Origin of the sequence: Devosia sp. MC532 (genome assembly GCF_016461625.1) — a bacterium.
Taxonomy (GTDB): domain Bacteria; phylum Pseudomonadota; class Alphaproteobacteria; order Rhizobiales; family Devosiaceae; genus Devosia.
The window spans coordinates 34,226-51,990 of record NZ_JAEMNZ010000010.1; the positions used below are offsets into that span (position 1 = coordinate 34,226).

The following is a 17,765-nucleotide window of genomic DNA, read 5'->3' on the forward strand; positions in this document are numbered from 1 at the left end:
GATTTGATTTTGCAGTTTATGCTGCCGCTCGGGAACCTTCGTCAAAGAATAGGGCCTGACTGATCAAAGCCTTGACCATGTCTGGGTTGAACGGCTTGGTGACGAGGAAGGTTGGCTCCGGACGTTCACCTGTGAGCAGTCGTTCGGGAAAGGCTGTGATGAAAATGACCGGCACGGACGCAGCGTTGAGAATGTCGTTTACCGCATCAATGCCCGAGCTTCCGTCAGCAAGTTGAATGTCGGCTAGGATCATGCGTGGCTTGGTGTCATTGAACATCGCCACAGCTTCTTTGTGGGTGCGGGCAATGCTGACGACCTTATGGCCGAGGCTTTCGACCATCTGCTCAATGTCCATTGCGATGAGCGGTTCATCTTCAATGATCATAATTTCGGTCGCGACCTGACGGGAGATGTCGGTCGAGGCTTCGCGCAGGAGAACTGTGAACTCTTCAGCGCTCACATCAAGAATTTCTGCAGCCTGATCATTGGTGAAACCTTCGACTGCAACCAGCAAAAATGCCTGGCGCGGGCGCGGGGCCAAATTGGCAAGGTTAGACGCCGCACGCTGCTCCCAAATGAAACTGGAAACAGGCGATGGGATCGTAATGGCAGAGGAGGAGAACAAGGCCGAGAAGAGTTTGTAGATCGCTATGCGATCGCTAGACGCTTCTGGAAATAGGGTAATATCGGCAATCAGAGTTTCTAGAGTAGCGGCGACATAGGCGTCGCCAGAAGTTTGTGAGCCAGTCACTGCGCGCGAAAAACGACGGAGGTAGGGCAGGTGCGGCGCAATCCGCATAGAAAGTGACATAGAAAAGAGCTCCCCAGTGACGCTTGTGCAAGCTTGCACTTTATCCTTAACGACCACGATAAAGGAAAGTTCCGATGTACTGGAACTTTTGCCTTATGTGTGCATTGGTAACTGTTAAATAGAGTAGTGCAAGACTGAACGGTCAGGTGAATGACAAAGGATAATCGTGTGACTCAGCCGAACATGCGTAAGCATGAGGGGCGGGTAGACGACGGGTTGGGGCCGAATTCCGATATTGGTTCGCGTTTGCGTGCGCTTTATGGGGCGGTGCAGGACGAGGGCGTTCCTGACCAACTTCTAGATTTACTAGAAAAACTTGATGAGGCCGAAAGGGCTCAAGCTGCTAGTGGCCCAACGGGTGGGGAGTAACCACATGGCAGCCGAGACTCCGTCGTTTAAGAGAGAAATGCTGGCGACCTTGCCTAGTCTTCGCGCGTTTGCTGTGTCTTTGACCGGCAAGCACGACAAGGCTGATGATCTGGTGCAGGATACCGTTATGAAAGCCTGGGCGAAGCAGTCCAGCTTTGAGATGGGTACCAATATCAAGGCATGGCTATTCACCATTCTTCGCAATGAATTTTATAGCCAGATGCGTAAGCGTGGCCGCGAGGTGCAAGATAGCGACGGTGCTTTTACCGAACGACTATCGGTGCATCCCTCGCAGTATGGCTCCATGGATCTTGAGGATTTCAAGAAGGCATTGGCGCAGCTGCCAGATGATCAGCGTGAAGCTGTTATTCTGATTGGCGCTTCGGGTTTCTCTTACGAAGAGGCGGCAGCAATCTGTGATTGCGCGGTGGGAACCATGAAGAGCCGCGTATCTAGAGCACGCTCGCGTCTCACCGATATTCTCAAAGTCAGCGGCGAGTCGGACTATGGTCCCGATGCTGTTTCGGCACAGGTGACATCGGGAAACCACTCGTTCTAGGGGGAGTGGTGCCCCTATTGCCATCTCTGTTGCCCTGAGCCTCAATACTGCCATTGATATGATGCAAGGCCGTCTTGATGTCGGCCTTGGACGGGGCGGTGTATTTGAATATCGGATCGGGGCCTTTGACGATGGAAACCAAGTCGGCAGAGACGAGACCCATGTTGCGCCCGCAAATGCGCAGGGTCGCCATATGGTCGTCTTTGGCCTTGGTGTGCTTGGGCGTTGTGACGTCACTGCTTTTGCTGCGTGGCTTCGAACGTCAGCTTGAAGATGTCACCAAGACCTTCGCTGTGCGGACATCTGCTAGCCAATTGAGCCAATCGCTTGTTGAGGCGGAAGCGAACCAGCGTGGCTATCTGCTGACCGGCGATGAGCAATTTTATCAGGCTTATCAATCCGCTATCGCAGGCATCAGTGACGATGCCGACACTCTACTGACCATGACAGAAGACGACCGCGCCCAACACGCGCGGCTTGAAGGCATTACAGGTTCTTTCGTGGGTAAGCTCGCCGAGATGCAGCGGGTTGTCGAACTCGCGCGGCTGAATGAAGGCGGGCAAGCGCTCAATCTCTTGGAGACTGGGCTCGGTGCGCGGTTGATGAGTGAAGTCACTCAGACGCTGGCGGACTTTGTGGCCGAAGAAGACGAAAAGCTCGCACAGAGAAACGAGGCGATCCGTCAGACAAGAAGCCTATCCGCTTTCGCGATGATCGCCGCAGTGTTCGCTTCCGTGGTGTTGGCCTATTCGTTACTGGCGCGCACGCAGCGCCAGGTGAGCCTCTTGGCGATGGAACGGCATGGCCTGAAATCGCAGAACGAATTGCTCGAATCCGAGGTTGCTGAACGAACAAAGGTTATCGAAGAGGCGAAAACCCTTGCTGAAAAGGAACGGGAACGCGTCGAGACGCTTCTGCAGGATATGAACCATCGTATCGGCAATTCCTTGGCAACGGTCTCGTCTCTCCTCGCTTTGCAGGCAATGCGCTCTAGCTCCGATAAGGTGAAGACTGCGCTTGAGGCAGCGCGTCAACGCGTCCACGCCATCGCTTCCGCACATAGGCGTTTGCGACTGGGGGATGATCTTGAAACCACGAGTGCGGCTGAGTTTTTGGGCGCTGTTGTCGAGGATATCGCCGACACCCAAGCGGACAGTGGGCGTGTCAGCATTTCCGCTGAAATTGAACCCATCGAGGTTGGTGCGCGAGATGCAACGACCTTAGGTATTCTCGTGGGCGAATTGATTACCAATGCGCTCAAGCATGCGTTTCCCAATGGCCAGAACGGGGCCATCATCGTCAAGCTTTACAAGGGTGATGATGGGATTGCCGTTCTTGACGTTGAGGACAATGGCGCGGGGCTTCAAAATGAAACGAGCGATGAGGGGCTTGGGTCGGTTATCGTCAAACAGCTCTCCAATCAGTTTGGTGGGGAACCGAAGTACATACGCCGCGATACCGGTGGTCTAATCGTGCGTATAACCATGCCGCAGCTGGGGCAGCTGCTCCACGGGCACGAGGCCTAGATTGCGCTTCCGTATGATCCTCAATCGGGATGGTGGAACGCTGAAAACTACTGACCTTGACGCTTTCACCGCGCTGGCGACGACCAGTTTTGAGGCGGAAGGGCATAGGCTTGAGTGTGTGCAGGTTTGTGGCAATGAGGTCGAGGCGGCGTTGCAGGCGGCCGCAGAGGATGATGGGGTGGACGGCATTATTGCCGGTGGCGGCGATGGGACGATCTCTGTTGCCGCAGCTGTGGCCTATCACTGCGGCAAGCCGTTGGGTGTTTTGCCAGCCGGGACAATGAACATGTTCGCGCGCGCCATTGGTGGGCCGATGGACCTGACGGCGGCGATCAACGCCTTGGCTGCGGGGCGCATAGCCCATGTCGACGTCGCAACGGCCAATGGGCGACCGTTCGTTTTTCAGTTTGGTGTCGGCGTTCATGCGCGGCTGGTACGGATCCGGAATTCAATGACCTATCATGGCCGGATCGGCAAAATGCTGGCGAGCCTGCGCGCTGTGCTTTCCACCACGGTGAACCCGCCCCGCTTTGCAGTCGAAATTGAAACGGCGCAGGGCTTGTTGACTCAGCATAGCTCTGGCGTGGCCGTCTCCAACAATCCTGTCGCAGCCGGTGGGTTGCCCGTGGCAGCGCGGCTCGATAGCGGCAAGCTCGGCGTCTACGTGGCTGGTGCACTGACATCCAATGCGCTGTTGGGTCTCGTTAAAGATATCGTGACCGGCCAATGGCGAGACAACCCATCGGTCACCGAGATCGAGGCGCGCAAGGTGGTGCTCACTTTTCCCAAGCGCAAACGCGGCGTTTTCGCCGTGATCGATGGGGAATTGATACCGCTGGAAGAGAGGGTGGTGCTCGAATTGAAACCACTGTCACTGGCAATTGTTCAGCCAGCAACAGTGGTTTGAGACGGTTACTCTCGGTTCCGGAGCAGAGCTAGGGCACCGATAATAGCAGCAGGCAGTGCAAGCTTAGCCGCCATTGGTGCGCGCAGGATCATCGGAACAGCAGTGAGCGCTGCTGTGGTGATGAAGGCGCCGGTTTCACTGGACCGACGACGCTGAGCGACCTTGCGCTTTTGTTGGTTCTTTCCAATCTGAGCGCCGAGGAATAGCGCCACTGCAAGCAAGACAAATAGGCCAGCGAGCAGGAGCGCGGCGATCACCGGGCTAAAAAGATCAGCAAGTGCCAGATAGGCTGCGACAAGCAGGAAGACGATAGCAATGGTCGAGAACAGGCCCAGCAGTCCATAAACGATGGCTGCCGCCTTTGCCTTGTCGGCAATGTTCTCTACCTCTAAGCCGAGTAGCGCCGCGAGGGGCGCTATCAGACCCATAAGGCTTACCGTGTCAGAAGGGCGAGGACGAAGCCAATACCCACTGCAGTCGCAACCGAGGTCAGTGGCTTTTCACGAATGGTGTCCTTGAGCTGCTTTTCATACTGCTCAGCCTGACCCTGGGCCTCGCCGATCAGGTCCTGACCCTTGGCCTTGAGGTGTTCAAGTTCATTGGCCGCAGCGTCTTTAACTTCGTTCAGCTTGCCCTTGGCCTCTTCGGTCTTGCTGTTTGCGAGTTTTCCAACAGTGTCCGTGATCGACTTAATGTCTTCGCGCAGTTGTGAAATCTGAAGCTCCAGTTCTGCTTCGCGCGTTGTGCTTTTCGCCTTGGCTGCTGCGGTGGTGACGTCTGAACTTGCCATAAAAAATACTCCACTATGTGTGTGTACTAAACGCGAATGCTGGGTCTGAGTTCCGAAGGGGCCAATAAAGAATGATCCCGGCAAGACCGTTAGGTCGCCGGGATCATGGGCAAGACGGGCGGGGGCAATGCCGTCTTGCAACGGGCGGGCTCAAGAGCCTGAGGGAAGTCTGCCCGTTTTTGGGTGTTCTTATCTAAATCCGTCCCATCAGCAGCAGGATGATCACGACGACCAAAATCACGCCCAAAATGCCGGACGGGAAATAGCCAAAGTTGCGCGAATAGCCCCAATTGGGCAGTGCGCCGACTAGCAGCAAGATAAGAATGATAAGAAGTATGGTGCCGAGTGTCATAAAATCCTCCTGAGTGGCGCGAACGCAGCTCTGACCCTAGAGCAGCGCGACCAGCAAAATCGCGGCGACGACTAGGATGAGCGACGCCGGAAGAAGCGCGAAGGCAACGCTTTCAAGGCGGGATGGTTTCTCCGAAATATCGGAAGACCAGACTGCAGTGGTGCGACCAGCATCTTCGAGGGATTTGAGTTCGATATTCTGCATGATCGTATCTCCATAAACCGGCTTGTGGGGTACAAGACGGCTGCAGTCATCGGGGCTGCAGGGAGAACGAGACATAGCGAAATTAGTTCCGCTCATGTTTCCGGTGCTTTGCACCTATCGGCTGGGCCTAACTAGCTTGCGTGGGGCGTAGATTGGTCATGCTGGCAAGCGCGGCGCGGATGTCGGATTCGGTGTCCTTGAGATGGACACGCATGGCTTCACCGGCCGCGCGCCCATTGCCGGATCGAATGGCGTCGAGAATGAGCTGGTGGGCATTTATCGTGTCTTGGATCGTGTGGCCGCGCGCGGCTTGGCCGTGACCGCTGATGCGAACGCCATTGCGCAGGGGGCCGGACATGGCCTCGAACAGATAGCCTAAAACGCGATTGCCGCTGGCGAGGGCAATGGCCTCGTGAAAGGCAATATCTGCATTGTGAAAGTCGGCTTCTGCTTCTGGACTATCGGAGGCCGCAGAATGGCGCATGCGCTCCAAAGTGGTTTCGATCGCGGTCAGCCCGGCGCGATTAACGCGCTTGGCAGCAAGAGTGGCGGATTGCATTTCTAGCGAGAAACGCACCTCGACGAGGTCGAAAAGCCCCTTGCTATCATTGTGCAATATGGCTGTGAGGAAATCAGCGAAGACCGATCCATCAGGCTCGCGCACAACCGCGCGCCGGCCCCGCGCCAAGTCCAAGAGGCCGCGACCAGCCAGGAGTTTGACGGCCTCGCGGATGGTGAGGCGCGACACGCCATAACGTGTTGCTAACTCGGCTTCGCTGGGCAGGCTCGCGCCGGGCGCCATCTGTGTCAGGATCATGTCTGCCAGATCGCGAGCGACCGAATCTGCGGCGCTGATAGTGCCATCGCTGGATAAGGGTGATGGCGCATTACTATCAAACATATCAGATACCTTTGATGTGTTTTACATCCTCACTACCGTATAATTTGACTAGGTCCGCGGCAGAGCCCGGACGTTAGTCTGAGAATTTTTTCTGATCAAGCAAGCAGTCCAATTTTCTTCTGGGTTCGAAAAAATATTCTGAAACACGTGTGGGGACTTTACAGAAGCTATCAGATTGCACTAGCTTTTCGGCCATGAGCAGGGGAGGGCTCAACAGGCGCATGTCGCCTGCACCGGAGGAATTCATTGGCACCGTGGTTTGCGTTGGACGCAGGCCCCCGTTTGCGCGCTGACTGGCGCGCGAGATGCTTTTGCATGGCGAGGAGCCGGCAAAGCTGCGCCAGAAATCATCCGGCTCCTAAGTCGTGACCATAAACAGTCATCTCGAAAATTAGGGAGTCGAGACGTGAAGGTTCGTAACTCAATTCTGGCACTCGTTGGTGCTGCTGTTCTGTCGACCACTGCGCTGTCGGGCGTTTTCGCTCAGGACAAGGGCTCGGTTGGTATCGCTATGCCGACCCAGTCGTCTTTGCGCTGGATCTCGGACGGCAATGAACTCAAGGGTGCGCTTGAAGGCATGGGCTACACCGTCGATCTGCAGTACGCAGAAGACGATATCCCGAACCAGCTCGCGCAGATCGAAAACATGGTCACCAAGGGCGTCGACGCTCTGGTTATCGCTTCGATCGACGGCACCACGCTTTCCGCTGTTCTGCAGCAGGCTGCTGATCAGGGCGTCAAGGTTGTTGCCTATGACCGTCTGATCCGCGAAAGCGGCAATGTCGACTACTACACCACTTTCGACAACTTCCAGGTTGGTGTTTTGCAGGCAAACAGCCTGGTAAAGGGCCTCGAAGAACGCTTTGCAGACCAGAAGCCTTGGAACGTTGAACTGTTCGGCGGCTCGCCAGACGACAACAACGCCTTCTTCTTCTACGACGGCGCAATGTCTGTTCTGCAGCCACTGATCGACAGCGGTGACGTTGTCGTAAAGTCCGGCCAGCAGGGCATGGACGTTGTTGGTACCCTGCGTTGGGACGGTGCTGTTGCACAGGCTCGCATGGACAACATCCTGTCGGCTAACTACTCCGATGGTTCGATCGTACACGGCGTACTGGCACCATACGATGGTCTGTCGCGCGGTATCATTTCCTCGCTCCGTGGCGTTGGCTATGGCTCTGGCGACCTGAAGTGGCCAATTGTTACCGGTCAGGACGCTGAAGTTCCTTCGGTTAAGGCGATCATCGCTGGCGAACAGTACTCGACCATTTTCAAGGACACCCGCGAACTAGCTCAGTACACCGCGCAGCTGCTCGACACCGTTATCGGCGGCAGCGAGCCAACCGGCCTCGACACCACCACCTATGACAACGGCGTCAAGGTTGTGCCTTCGATCCTGCTGACCCCATACGAAGTTGACGCGAACAACTACGAAGAACGCGTTATCGCTTCCGGTTACATCAAGGCCGAAGAACTCCAGTAAGCTTTAAACGGATGGAAAGGCCCGGCGTTGTCCGGGCCTTTTCGATCCTTGTGAGCGAGCGAAGAGAGGCGGAGCCTTAGGGCCCCGCCATATGACTTGGGACAGCACTGGCGTCTGGCGGGGCGCTGTGGCTCTAAATCATAGGGTCAGCATGACCAAAACTATTCTGGAGATGCGCAGCATCACCAAGACATTCCCGGGTGTGAAGGCGCTACAGGACGTCAATCTGGACGTTCGTGAAGGCGAAATTCACGCCATCTGCGGGGAAAATGGGGCCGGTAAATCCACCCTGATGAAGGTTTTGAGCGGGGTCTATCCGCATGGCTCATACGAAGGCCAAATCATCTATCAGGGGCAGGAGCAGCAATTCCGGTCCATCCGCGACAGTGAACACAAGGGCATTGTAATCATCCACCAAGAGCTTGCTCTGGTGCCCCTTCTGTCCATCGCAGAGAATATTTTCCTCGGCAATGAAGTGGCCAAGGGCGGCGTTATCGACTGGGACGAAACCCGCGATGGCGCGCGTAAACTGCTTGGCATGGTCGGCCTATCGGAAGACCCGGATACGCTGATCACCAATATCGGCGTGGGCAAGCAGCAGCTGGTGGAAATTGCCAAGGCCCTGTCCAAGCGCGTGCAGCTTCTGATCCTTGACGAGCCGACAGCGTCCCTCTCGGAAAAAGACAGCCAAGCACTTCTCGATCTGCTGCTGGAATTTAAAAAGCAGAATATCACCTCCATTATCATCAGCCACAAACTCAATGAGATTTCGCGCGTGGCGGACCGGGTAACGGTTATTCGCGACGGCAAGACCATTGAGACGATGGATACGCAGGATATTACCGAGGACCGGATCATCACCTCCATGGTGGGCCGCTCACTGGAAGATCGCTATCCAGCCCGCCAGACCCATGCTGGTGAGGTTATTCTGGAAGTTAAAAACTGGAATGCCTATCACCCACAACATCGGGATCGGCACGTTATCAAGGACGTCAACATCACTCTGCGCAAGGGTGAGGTCGTTGGTATTGCAGGCTTGATGGGGTCGGGCCGTACCGAATTTGCCATGAGCCTCTTTGGTAAGTCCTGGGGGCAGAAGATCTCCGGGCAGGTGACCAAGAACGGCCAGCCTATTGATATTTCAACCGTTGGTCGCGCGATTGCCAGCGGCATCGCCTATGCCACGGAAGACCGCAAAACCTATGGTCTGAACCTCATCGACCATATCAAGAACAACACCACGATTGCCAATTTGGCGGGCGTTTCTCGCCTCGGGGTGATTGACGATCTGGCCGAGCTGGATGCGGCCAATGACTATCGCAAGAAAACCAATATCCGCTCTTCAAGCGTCTATCAGGTGACGGGTAATCTTTCGGGCGGCAACCAGCAGAAGGTTGTGCTGTCCAAATGGCTTTTTGCCAATCCAGACGTGCTGATTTTGGATGAGCCGACCCGCGGCATCGACGTGGGCGCGAAATATGAAATCTACACCATTATCAACCAGCTGGCGTCACAGGGGAAAGCTATCCTCGTGATTTCCTCGGAAATGTCCGAACTGCTGGGGATCACGGACCGCCTCTACGTGATGAATGAAGGCCGCATCGTTGGAGAAATGCCGACCAGCGACGCCAGCCAAGAAAAGATCATGCGCTCTATCGTGCGCGCCGAAGGAAAAGCATCATGACCACAGACACCGCACCAACTGGAGCTGCAGCGCCTGCACAGGGCCAAGAGCTGACCCTCGTCGGAGCATTGAAGGCCAATATGCGGGATTACGGCCTGCTGCTGGCGCTGATCCTGATCATGCTTTTCTTCCAATATTTCACCAATGGCGTTCTGTTTAAGCCGGTGAATTTGACCAATATTATCCTGCAGAACAGCTATATCATCGTGATGGCGCTGGGCATGTTGCTGGTGATCGTCGCAGGCCATATCGATCTTTCGGTCGGCTCAGTCTCAGGTTTTGTCGGGGCTTTGGCGGCGATGCTGATGGTGGGATGGAAGTTCCCGCCAGAGTTGGCATTCCTGGCGAACCCGATTGTGGCCGGGGCGATCTGTCTGGTCGTGGGCGCCGCTATCGGCGCAGCACAGGGCTATATTATCGCCTATCACCGCGTTCCGGCATTTATCGTGACGCTGGCGGGCATGCTGATCTTTAAGGGCCTGTCGCTGGCCATTCTCGCGGGTAAGTCGGTTGGTCCGTTCCCTGCAGAATTCCAGATGCTGTCGGCCGGTTTTATCCCTGATCTTATCGGCCCTTTGACCACGCCATTTATCGCCGAGAACGGTAAGCCGGTTGTGCTTCACACCACCACTATGGTGATCGCGATTGTGGCGATTGTGGCGATGATGTTCTTCAGCCTGCGTACGCGGTCGCGTCGCATTGCGCGCGGCTATGTGGTTGAACCCTTTAGCCTCTTCATCATCAAGAATGTGGTGATCGCGGCGCTGGTGCTGTTCTTCGCCTATATGCTGGCGTCCTATCGCGGCCTGCCAAACGTGCTCGTCGTTATGGGTATCCTGATCGCGGGCTTTGTGTTCCTGACCAAGAAGTTGACCTTTGGTCGTCGCATTTATGCGATTGGCGGCAACCTCAAAGCCGCAGCGCTTTCGGGCATCAAGACCGAACGCACCACCTTCTATATCTTTGCAATCATGGGCGCTTTGGCCGCTCTGGCCGGCATGATCTATGCTGCGCGTCTCAACTCGGCGACGCCGAAGGCGGGGCAGGGGCTGGAGCTCGACGTGATCGCGGCGGTGTTCATCGGGGGCGCTTCGGCGCTGGGCGGTGTCGGTCAGGTGGCGGGCGCGGTGATCGGTGCTTTCATCATGGGTGTGATGAATAACGGCATGTCGATCATGGGCGTGAACATCGATTGGCAGCAGATGATCAAGGGCGTGGTGCTGCTCGCAGCGGTGTTCTTCGATCTCTACAACAAGAATCGCTCGGCCTGATTTTAGCTGGCGGCGAAGCGTTAGAAACCGGGGCGAAAGTCCCGGTTTTTTGTTGAGTTTTTGGTTGTGGCGTCCATTGGCCCCGATGTGGCTTTTGGCTGGCACTTTTGGGCACGTGGCTGGGCGGCAAGTGGGCGCAAAGAGGCTCGAGTGGCATGCGTTCGTGCCGAAAGATGAGTGATGACAAGCTCGTTTCGGGCGTGACTTTGAGGAGGGGTAATGGGCGCTGGTGTTGCTGCAGTGGCGCGGGGACCAGAATAGGGGCTGCACGGAGCGAGGGGATAGGTTGGTATCGCCGAGAGTGGCGATGCGCGACGGACGCACAGGCAGTTTTTGTTTGCAGAGCGGTTGGGATGGTGCAACTCTGAAGCCGTTGCGTGACTGGCGAAAAGATGGAGCACCATCAGGGAGCGCGACCGGGAAACGCCGTTCGCCTGGGCAAATCTTTGGAGGAGGATTTGCCATGCATATCACTATGCTCATTTACCCCGGACTGACCCAGCTCGATCTGACTGGACCATTTGAAGTTTTTGCACGCGTTCCGGGCGTCACCATTGATCTCGTTTGGAAAGATTTGGAGCCGCTGCGGTGCGGCTCTGGACTGACGCTGACGCCGACCGCGACTTTCGCCGATTGTCAGCGCACCGATGTGTTGTTTGTGCCCGGCGGGCCCGGACAATTGGCGCTGATGGATGACGATACGGTGTTGGCGTTTCTGCGCGAGCGCGCGGAGACAGCGCAATATGTCACCTCGGTTTGCACGGGGTCATTGGTCTTGGCGGCGGCCGGCCTGCTCGCGGGCTATCGAGCAACGTGCCATTGGCTGTCACTGGATCAGCTGGCGCTGATGGGCGCTGAGCCGGTGGCGGAGCGTGTCTTGATTGACCGCAATCGCATTACCGGCGCGGGTGTAACATCGGGGATCGACTTCGCTCTGGCGTTTGTGGCGCGGGTGTTTGGCGAGGACCGCGCGCGCATTATCCAACTCGGCATGGAATATGATCCCGCGCCGCCCCTGTCCGGAGGTTCGCCAAAGACAGCGCGGAGAGCGGACGTTGAGGCGATCATTGAAAGTGCGGCGCCATTTCAGCAGCGACGCGAAGAGGCCGCGCGCAAGGCCGGGGCGCGGCTTTGGGCGCGTTAGTGTTGGTTTTGCGGGAGGCCGTCGGTGATGTCGTAGTAGTCGCCTTTTTCGGCGGTGAAGATGTGTTGCGCCAATTTGGTGTGGGTAGGGCCGTCGAAGGTACCCATGAAGATGCCGATCCATCCGAGATGGACGGGATCAAAGAACAGGGCGGAACCGCAGGTGCCGCAAAAGCCGCGACGGACTTTTTCCGAGGAGTGGTACCAGCGCAAATTCTCCTCGCCCGTGAGGCTGAGGGCGGATTTGGGCACATCGGTTCCTGCCTCAAAATGCCCTGTCTGCTTGCGGCACTGAATGCAGTGGCAGGCGGTGGGCGGGGCGAGCGGCGCTGAGACCGAAAACTGGATAGCGCCGCAGAGGCAGGAGCCTTTGTGCATGGGTGCTTCAGCCATTTTCACGTACGTGGGTGGTGAGGGCGGTGAGGAGGGTTGGGAAGGCGTGGGCGGGGAGTTCGTGGCCGGTGTTGGCCAGAACGGTGAGTTTGGCGTGGGGGATGTGATGGGCGAGGGCTTCGCCGTTGGGGAGGGGGAGGAGCGGATCAAGCTTGCCGTGAATGACCAGCGTGGGGACGGCGATGCGCTTATAGGCTCCGGTCCAATCACGCGCCGTGGTGAGGCTGGCGTGGTTGAACATGGAGGGCACGGACGGCGCGTAATCGAGGAGGCGCTCGACATCGGCGCGGGCGAGCGCTGGATCGAAAGGGGCTTTGCCGGTTGAGAGGCGCTGGATTTCGACAAGGAAGGCGATGACGTCTTCCCGGTTGGACCAGTCGAGGTCTGCAAGGCCGCCGAAATGGGCAAAGAATTCAGGTGGCAGGGTGGGAAGTTCGGCTCCGTCCCAGCCAAGAGGCTCGGCGGCGATGAGGGTGATGGAAGCGAGCTCGGGCGGGGGCTCGGTGGCGATCATCTGGGTGATGAAACCGCCCAAGGACATGCCGACGAGATGATAGCGCGTGAGCTTATAAGCGTGGGCGATGGCGAGGACGTCGGTGACGAGGTCTTCGACTGTGTCGGCGGTGGTGCCGAAGGGGCGGGATGTGGAGCGACCGGTGTCGCGGTGGTCAAAGCGGATGACGTAATGACCGGAGGCCGCCAGCGCTTCACACAGTGCTTCGGGCCAGCCGAGCTTGGAGGTGGTGGCGCCCATGACCAGCAGGATGGCCGGATGGTCGGGAGACCCGAAACTTTCAGTTTCGAGCGTGATGGCGCCGTTTTGGACGGATTGCATGCGGCCTCCTTGCTTTGGGGCGTCTACGGTTGCCCATAAACGCCCCTAAGGCAAGAAGGGTTACTCTGCCGGAGTGGGCTCCGGCAGGTCATTGGCTTCATCAAGTTCGCGCTCAAGACGGGCCTCTTCTTCAACCTTTGGCTTGGAGAAGCGCGCGAGAAGCTTATAGGCGACTGGGGTGAGGTAAAGCGTGGCGACCGACGCAATGGAGAGGCCGCCGACGATGACCCAACCCAAGGCCGCACGGGCTTCGGCACCAGCACCAGTGGCCACGACCAAAGGAACGCCGCCCAAAATGGTGGCGATCATGGTCATGAGAACGGGGCGCAGGCGGATGTTGGAGGCTTCTTCGATCGCCTCGTTGACCGACATGCCACGATCTCGCAGCTGATTGGCGAACTCGACAATAAGAATGCCGTTTTTCGCCATGATGCCGACAATCAGCACCAGACCGATCTGTGCGAAGATGTTCGACGAGCCGCCAGTGAGCTGAATGGAGTAGATGCCAGCAGCGACCCCGAGCGGCACGGTGGTCATGACGATGATGGCGCTCCAGAAGCTTTCAAACTGCGCGGCCAGCACCAGAAGGATGATGATCAGCGCAAAGCCGAAGGTGAGGGCGAGAGCGTTGTTCGCCTGACCCAAGGTTTTGGCTTCTGCCATCGGGAGGATCGACTGGCCGTTTTCGAGAAGCGGGGTGGCGATGCGCTGGAGCTCGGCATAGGCGTCGCCCATCGCAAGACCATCTTCAAGGCTGGCGGTGACGTTGACTGCGCGGCGCTGTTCTTCGCGGCGAAGCGAAGGGGGAACCGGTGCTTCGGTGATAGTGGCGATGGTTGAGATCGGGACGAAACGCCCGTCTCCGGTTTTGACGAAGAGGGATTCGAGATCCTTGGGGTCATTGACCGGATTGGTGGTCGAGACCATGCGCACCGAATAGGAGGTGTCGTTGATGAAGATCGAGCCGACTTCGGAGCCGTCGATCATCGCCTGCATGGTGGCGGCGAGGCCATTGATGTCGATGCCCAAGGCATCGGCGCGCTGACGATCGATAGTGAGGGTCAGCTGAGGCTGGGTGGTGTCATAGCCGACGGTGACGCGGCCGAAACGACCATCTTCCTCAAGAGCTTTGGAAATGGTCTGGGCCGTGGCTGCCAGTTCGGCATAGTCGGAACCGGCCACAGCAAATTGCAGGCCGGAACCGCCGCCGCGAATGCCAAGACTATTGCCCTGACGAATGCCACCACGAACGCCGGGAACCTGCGCGAGGAGCGCGTTGATTTCTGTGGCGATCTCGGCCTGGTTACGTTCGCGATCTTTCCAATCGGCAAGGGTGAGGGTCATGAAGCCGCCATTGCCCCACCCTGACAATACGAAGAGCGAGGTGGCTTCGCCGCTGTCGAGATAGGGGGTGAGCATGGCTTCGACCTGACCCAAGCGGGTGCGGACGAAATCAAGGCTGGCGGTGTTGGGCGCTGAGACGTTGACCGAAATCATCGAGCGGTCTTCAGGCGGGGTAATTTCCTGACGAAGGCCGGAGAAGACGAAAATCGATGCGCCAGCAAAGAGCAGAGCAATGACGATGACAACCAGCGGGTTGTTGAGCGCCATGCGCAGCGAGCGGCGATAAAAGCCTGCAAGCATGCTGCCGAGCTTGCCGACAGCGCCGTGGGATTTGTGCTCGGTGGATTTGAGGAGGCGCGAGGCCACCATCGGCCCCATGGTGAGCGCCACCACAGAGGAGAGCAGAACGGCGATGGCGAGGGTGAAGCCGAACTCGCGGAAGAGGCGTCCGGTCTGACCATCGAGGAAGGACAGGGGCACAAACACGGCGGCTAGGGTGAGGGTGGTCGCGACAACGGCGAAGAACACTTCCTGCGTGCCGAGCACGGCGGCGGCGCGGGGGCCCGCGCCCATGTGTTTGCGACGAACGATGTTTTCGAGAACGACGATGGAATCGTCGACCACCAGACCCGTGGCAAGCACGAGGGCGAGCAGGGTCAGGATGTTGAGCGAGAAGCCTGCCGCATACATGCCCGCAACAGCGCCGAGAAGGGCGATGGGCATGGAAATGGCGGGTACGATGGTGGCGCGCCAATCCAAGAGGAAGAGGAAGATGATGATGATCACCACCACCAGCGCGACGATGAGGGCGATTTCAACTTCGTGCAGCGCGCCCTTGATGAAGACGGCCTCGTCGCTGGAGATTTTGACGGTGACGCCAGCAGGCAGGGTTTCGTTGAGAGTTTCAACGGCGGCGTGGACGCCTTCGGAAATGGTGATGGCGTTGGATTGGGCCTGACGGACGATGCCCAGACCAATGCCGGGACGACCATCGGCGCGAATGGAGGACGTGCTGGCGGCAGCATCAAAAACCACGGTGGCGACATCGCCGAGCAGGGTTTTGTTGTTGCCGACGGGGAGCTTTTCAAAATCCGCGGGGCTGGTGACTTCGGAAATGGCGCGAACGGCGATGTTCTGGTTCGGGCCATTGATCGAGCCCGCAGGGGTGTCGATGGCGATGGTCGAGACGGCGGCGCGGACGTCGGCAACGGTGAGGCCGCGGCTGGCGAGCTTGATCGGATCGACGTCGATTTCAAAGCTGGAGGTGCGGGTGCCGTAGATCTGGACTTCGGCCACGCCATCAACGGCGGCGAGGCGCTCGGAGATGATGTCATCCACGATTGTCGAGAGTTCAGCGGTGGTCAGATTGTCGGAGGTGACGGCGAGCTGAATGACGGCCTGTGCGTCGCTATCGGCCTTAAAGATGGTTGGCTCGTTGGCGTCGTCGGGCAGGTTGCGGACGGCGCGGGAGAGAGCGTCGCGCACGTCGGACGTGGCGGTGTCGAGATTGGTGCTCTCGGAGAACTCGAGAGTGACGCGGCTCTGGCCGACTGAGGAAGACGAGGAGATCGAGGTGACGCCCTGGACGCGGGCGACAGCGCCTTCGACAATGGCGGTGATTTCACGGTCGACCGTTTCGGCGGCAGCGCCGGGGAAGCTGGTGGAAATGGAGAGAACCGGCTGCTCGACGCGCGGCAGTTCACGCACTTCAATGCCGAGCAGGGCGGCGAGGCCCGCCACGACGATGAGGGCGTTGATGACGATGGCCAAGACGGGACGCTTGACGAAGAGGGTGGCGAGTGCGCCTCCTCGTTCATTCTTTTTCTCGATCGACATGGCGTCCCTCCTTAGTTGCTCGGGCGGGTGCCGCTTGGGCGTTCGGCCGAGTTTGCGCCATTTGCTGGGCTTTGGCCATCGGCGGGCGGCGCAGGGCGCTCTTCGGCGCCTGGACCATCGAGCACGGTGACGCGAGCGCCTTCGGCGAGCTGCAAAATGCCCTCGGTGATGATCGGGTCGCCTTGCTTGAGGTCGCCACGCACCAGCACGCCATCGCTATTGCGCTGGACGATCTGGGCCATGACTTTTTTGGCCGCGCCGTCTTCGAGCGTCCAGACGTAAGAGCCTTCAGCGGACCACAGGAGCGCCAAAGGATTGACGGCTGGATAGGTCTCGCCGGGGAAGGCGACAGCGACCGAGAAGCTCATGCCAGCGCGCAAAATGCCGTCGGTGTTGGGGATTTCAGCCTGCACTTGCAGGGTGCGGCTGGCGGCGTCGATGCGGCTGTCGATCGCAGCGATTTCGCCAGTGAAGACTTGGCCGGGAAGCGCGACTGCGGTGACGGAAACCGGCATGTCGGCGGTCAGCTGATCGGCGTAGCGTTCGGGGACCCAGAAATCGATGAGGATGGAGCCGGTGTCATCGACGGTGGTGACTTGGGTCTGGGCGGTGACGTAATTGCCGGGCGTAACGCGGATGAGGCCGAGCGTGCCATCAATGGGGGAGGTGATGGTGCGGCGGTCGAGGTTGAGCTTGGCGGTGCGCAGCGCCAATTCGGCATTGTTGGCGGCAAGCTGCGCGGCGGTGAGGGCGGTGCCGGAGACAACATTGGTGGTCGCAAGACCTGTTGTGCGATCGAGCGTTGCCTTGGCATCGGCGGCGGTGAGGGTGGCGCGGTCAAACTCGATCTGCTCGGCGGCAGAATCGATGCGGGCGATGACGTCGCCGGCTTTGACCGTTTGTCCGGCGCGCACGAGCACTTCAGCGAGCGTGCCAGCGGCCGGGGAAATGACCGTGACCGAGCGGGACGGTGTGCCTTCACCAATGGCCTGAAGGGTGTCGTTGATGGTCGCCATTGTGACCGGGGTGGTGACGACATTGGTGGTGCGGGCGCGGGCGCCGGGACCACCAGGACCACCGGGGCGCGGGCCGCCTTGTGCGACCGGAGCGCCACCAGCGGGCGCTGGTTCAGCACTGGCCTGCGGGCCAAAGGGCAGGGTGATGCCGAGCTGGGTTAGCGTCGCCGGAGCGCCGGGGATGAAGTAAAGCCATGCCAGTCCCGCAATCACGAGAACAACAAAAGATGCGAGAAGCTGACGGATCAACGAAAACCTCGGTCGGTAAGGTAGACAAAATTGTGCCCAACCCTAGCAGTGACGCTGGGTTATTGGGCATTACAATGTTGTAAGGTGCTCGA

Annotated in this window: 18 protein-coding genes and 1 riboswitch; of the genes, 8 read left to right on the forward strand and 10 right to left on the reverse strand. The window is 58.3% G+C overall.

The window, feature by feature from the left end; all coding sequences use genetic code 11:
* Positions 1-16: 16 nt before the first annotated feature.
* A complete protein-coding gene (locus tag JHC09_RS12910) occupies positions 17-811 on the reverse strand; it encodes a response regulator (RefSeq protein WP_199532254.1) in 795 nt (264 codons plus the stop codon).
* A gap of 150 nt (positions 812-961) precedes the next feature.
* On the opposite strand from JHC09_RS12910, the gene JHC09_RS12915 reads away from it, so the two are divergent.
* The 4 genes from JHC09_RS12915 (at position 962) to JHC09_RS12930 (ending at position 4,172) form a co-directional block, all read left to right on the forward strand.
* Positions 962-1,180, forward strand: a complete 219-nt coding sequence (locus JHC09_RS12915; RefSeq protein ID WP_199532255.1) for a NepR family anti-sigma factor — start codon at positions 962-964, stop codon at positions 1,178-1,180.
* Positions 1,181-1,184: 4 nt separating this feature from the next.
* Entirely contained in the window at positions 1,185-1,739 is a 555-nt protein-coding gene (locus JHC09_RS12920) for an RNA polymerase sigma factor (protein WP_169195739.1), read from the forward strand.
* Positions 1,740-1,900: 161 nt separating this feature from the next.
* Positions 1,901-3,265 (forward strand): CHASE3 domain-containing protein, encoded by a 1,365-nt coding sequence (locus tag JHC09_RS12925; protein WP_199532256.1) that lies wholly within the window; start codon positions 1,901-1,903, stop codon positions 3,263-3,265.
* 1 nt (position 3,266) lies between these two features.
* Positions 3,267-4,172 (forward strand): diacylglycerol kinase family protein, encoded by a 906-nt coding sequence (locus JHC09_RS12930; protein ID WP_199532257.1) that lies wholly within the window; start codon positions 3,267-3,269, stop codon positions 4,170-4,172.
* Between the two features lie 5 nt (positions 4,173-4,177).
* Here the strand turns inward: JHC09_RS12930 and JHC09_RS12935 are convergent, their stop codons facing one another.
* From JHC09_RS12935 to JHC09_RS12955, 5 genes are all read right to left on the reverse strand, one after another.
* Positions 4,178-4,600: a hypothetical protein gene (locus JHC09_RS12935; protein WP_169195735.1), complete on the reverse strand. Its 423-nt coding sequence runs from the start codon at positions 4,598-4,600 to the stop codon at positions 4,178-4,180.
* Positions 4,601-4,605: 5 nt separating this feature from the next.
* Positions 4,606-4,962 carry a DUF883 family protein gene (locus tag JHC09_RS12940; RefSeq protein ID WP_169195734.1) on the reverse strand — a complete coding sequence of 119 codons (357 nt, stop codon included), beginning with the start codon at positions 4,960-4,962 and terminating at the stop codon, positions 4,606-4,608.
* A gap of 193 nt (positions 4,963-5,155) precedes the next feature.
* Entirely contained in the window at positions 5,156-5,314 is a 159-nt protein-coding gene (locus tag JHC09_RS12945) for a DUF3309 family protein (protein WP_169195733.1), read from the reverse strand.
* Between the two features lie 36 nt (positions 5,315-5,350).
* A complete protein-coding gene (locus JHC09_RS12950; RefSeq protein WP_169195732.1) occupies positions 5,351-5,518 on the reverse strand; it encodes a hypothetical protein in 168 nt (55 codons plus the stop codon).
* A 127-nt stretch (positions 5,519-5,645) separates the two neighbouring features.
* The gene (locus JHC09_RS12955; protein WP_199532258.1) at positions 5,646-6,419 is read right to left on the reverse strand and encodes a FadR/GntR family transcriptional regulator; all 774 of its coding nucleotides are present in this window, start codon (positions 6,417-6,419) and stop codon (positions 5,646-5,648) included.
* A gap of 451 nt (positions 6,420-6,870) precedes the next feature.
* Here JHC09_RS12955 and chvE point away from each other — a divergent pair, with 451 nt between their 5' ends.
* The 4 genes from chvE to JHC09_RS12975 all read left to right on the forward strand — a co-directional run bounded on the left by chvE (position 6,871) and on the right by JHC09_RS12975 (position 12,001).
* Entirely contained in the window at positions 6,871-7,902 is a 1,032-nt protein-coding gene (gene chvE, locus JHC09_RS12960; RefSeq protein ID WP_211198469.1) for a multiple monosaccharide ABC transporter substrate-binding protein, read from the forward strand.
* 151 nt (positions 7,903-8,053) lie between these two features.
* The gene (mmsA, locus tag JHC09_RS12965; RefSeq protein WP_199532259.1) at positions 8,054-9,586 is read left to right on the forward strand and encodes a multiple monosaccharide ABC transporter ATP-binding protein; all 1,533 of its coding nucleotides are present in this window, start codon (positions 8,054-8,056) and stop codon (positions 9,584-9,586) included.
* Positions 9,583-10,857, forward strand: coding sequence for a multiple monosaccharide ABC transporter permease (gene mmsB / locus JHC09_RS12970; RefSeq protein ID WP_169195727.1), 1,275 nt, complete (start codon positions 9,583-9,585; stop codon positions 10,855-10,857). Before mmsA ends, mmsB begins: the two co-directional genes overlap by 4 nt.
* 367 nt (positions 10,858-11,224) lie before the next feature.
* Positions 11,225-11,304, forward strand: a riboswitch (ZMP/ZTP riboswitch).
* Positions 11,305-11,320: 16 nt separating this feature from the next.
* On the forward strand, positions 11,321-12,001 hold the full coding sequence (locus JHC09_RS12975; RefSeq protein WP_199532260.1) for a DJ-1/PfpI family protein: 681 nt from the start codon (positions 11,321-11,323) through the stop codon (positions 11,999-12,001).
* On the opposite strand, the gene JHC09_RS12980 is transcribed toward JHC09_RS12975, so the two are convergent.
* Genes JHC09_RS12980 through JHC09_RS12995 form a run of 4 tightly spaced genes read right to left on the reverse strand, consistent with a single transcriptional unit; the run spans position 11,998 to position 17,673 of the window.
* On the reverse strand, positions 11,998-12,393 hold the full coding sequence (locus tag JHC09_RS12980; RefSeq protein WP_248309019.1) for a GFA family protein: 396 nt from the start codon (positions 12,391-12,393) through the stop codon (positions 11,998-12,000). The genes JHC09_RS12975 and JHC09_RS12980 overlap by 4 nt on opposite strands.
* Positions 12,386-13,228, reverse strand: coding sequence for an alpha/beta hydrolase (locus JHC09_RS12985; protein ID WP_199532261.1), 843 nt, complete (start codon positions 13,226-13,228; stop codon positions 12,386-12,388). Before JHC09_RS12985 ends, JHC09_RS12980 begins: the two co-directional genes overlap by 8 nt.
* Before the next feature lie 60 nt (positions 13,229-13,288).
* On the reverse strand, positions 13,289-16,408 hold the full coding sequence (locus JHC09_RS12990) for an efflux RND transporter permease subunit (protein WP_199532262.1): 3,120 nt from the start codon (positions 16,406-16,408) through the stop codon (positions 13,289-13,291).
* An 11-nt stretch (positions 16,409-16,419) separates the two neighbouring features.
* Positions 16,420-17,673, reverse strand: coding sequence for an efflux RND transporter periplasmic adaptor subunit (locus tag JHC09_RS12995; protein ID WP_199532263.1), 1,254 nt, complete (start codon positions 17,671-17,673; stop codon positions 16,420-16,422).
* Between the last annotated feature and the right edge of the window lie 92 nt (positions 17,674-17,765).

What these genes read in the sequence shown, in the direction of transcription:
- JHC09_RS12910 (WP_199532254.1), bottom strand. Translation starts at nt 811, where the DNA reads ATGTCACTTTCTATGCGGATTGCGCCGCACCTGCCCTACCTCCGTCGT.
- JHC09_RS12915 (WP_199532255.1), top strand. Translation starts at nt 962, where the DNA reads ATGACAAAGGATAATCGTGTGACTCAGCCGAACATGCGTAAGCATGAG.
- JHC09_RS12920 (WP_169195739.1), top strand. Translation starts at nt 1,185, where the DNA reads ATGGCAGCCGAGACTCCGTCGTTTAAGAGAGAAATGCTGGCGACCTTG.
- JHC09_RS12925 (WP_199532256.1), top strand. Translation starts at nt 1,901, where the DNA reads ATGTTGCGCCCGCAAATGCGCAGGGTCGCCATATGGTCGTCTTTGGCC.
- JHC09_RS12935 (WP_169195735.1), bottom strand. Translation starts at nt 4,600, where the DNA reads ATGGGTCTGATAGCGCCCCTCGCGGCGCTACTCGGCTTAGAGGTAGAG.
- JHC09_RS12940 (WP_169195734.1), bottom strand. Translation starts at nt 4,962, where the DNA reads ATGGCAAGTTCAGACGTCACCACCGCAGCAGCCAAGGCGAAAAGCACA.
- JHC09_RS12945 (WP_169195733.1), bottom strand. Translation starts at nt 5,314, where the DNA reads ATGACACTCGGCACCATACTTCTTATCATTCTTATCTTGCTGCTAGTC.
- JHC09_RS12950 (WP_169195732.1), bottom strand. Translation starts at nt 5,518, where the DNA reads ATGCAGAATATCGAACTCAAATCCCTCGAAGATGCTGGTCGCACCACT.
- JHC09_RS12955 (WP_199532258.1), bottom strand. Translation starts at nt 6,419, where the DNA reads ATGTTTGATAGTAATGCGCCATCACCCTTATCCAGCGATGGCACTATC.
- mmsA (WP_199532259.1), top strand. Translation starts at nt 8,054, where the DNA reads ATGACCAAAACTATTCTGGAGATGCGCAGCATCACCAAGACATTCCCG.
- mmsB (WP_169195727.1), top strand. Translation starts at nt 9,583, where the DNA reads ATGACCACAGACACCGCACCAACTGGAGCTGCAGCGCCTGCACAGGGC.
- JHC09_RS12975 (WP_199532260.1), top strand. Translation starts at nt 11,321, where the DNA reads ATGCATATCACTATGCTCATTTACCCCGGACTGACCCAGCTCGATCTG.
- JHC09_RS12980 (WP_248309019.1), bottom strand. Translation starts at nt 12,393, where the DNA reads ATGGCTGAAGCACCCATGCACAAAGGCTCCTGCCTCTGCGGCGCTATC.
- JHC09_RS12985 (WP_199532261.1), bottom strand. Translation starts at nt 13,228, where the DNA reads ATGCAATCCGTCCAAAACGGCGCCATCACGCTCGAAACTGAAAGTTTC.
- JHC09_RS12990 (WP_199532262.1), bottom strand. Translation starts at nt 16,408, where the DNA reads ATGTCGATCGAGAAAAAGAATGAACGAGGAGGCGCACTCGCCACCCTC.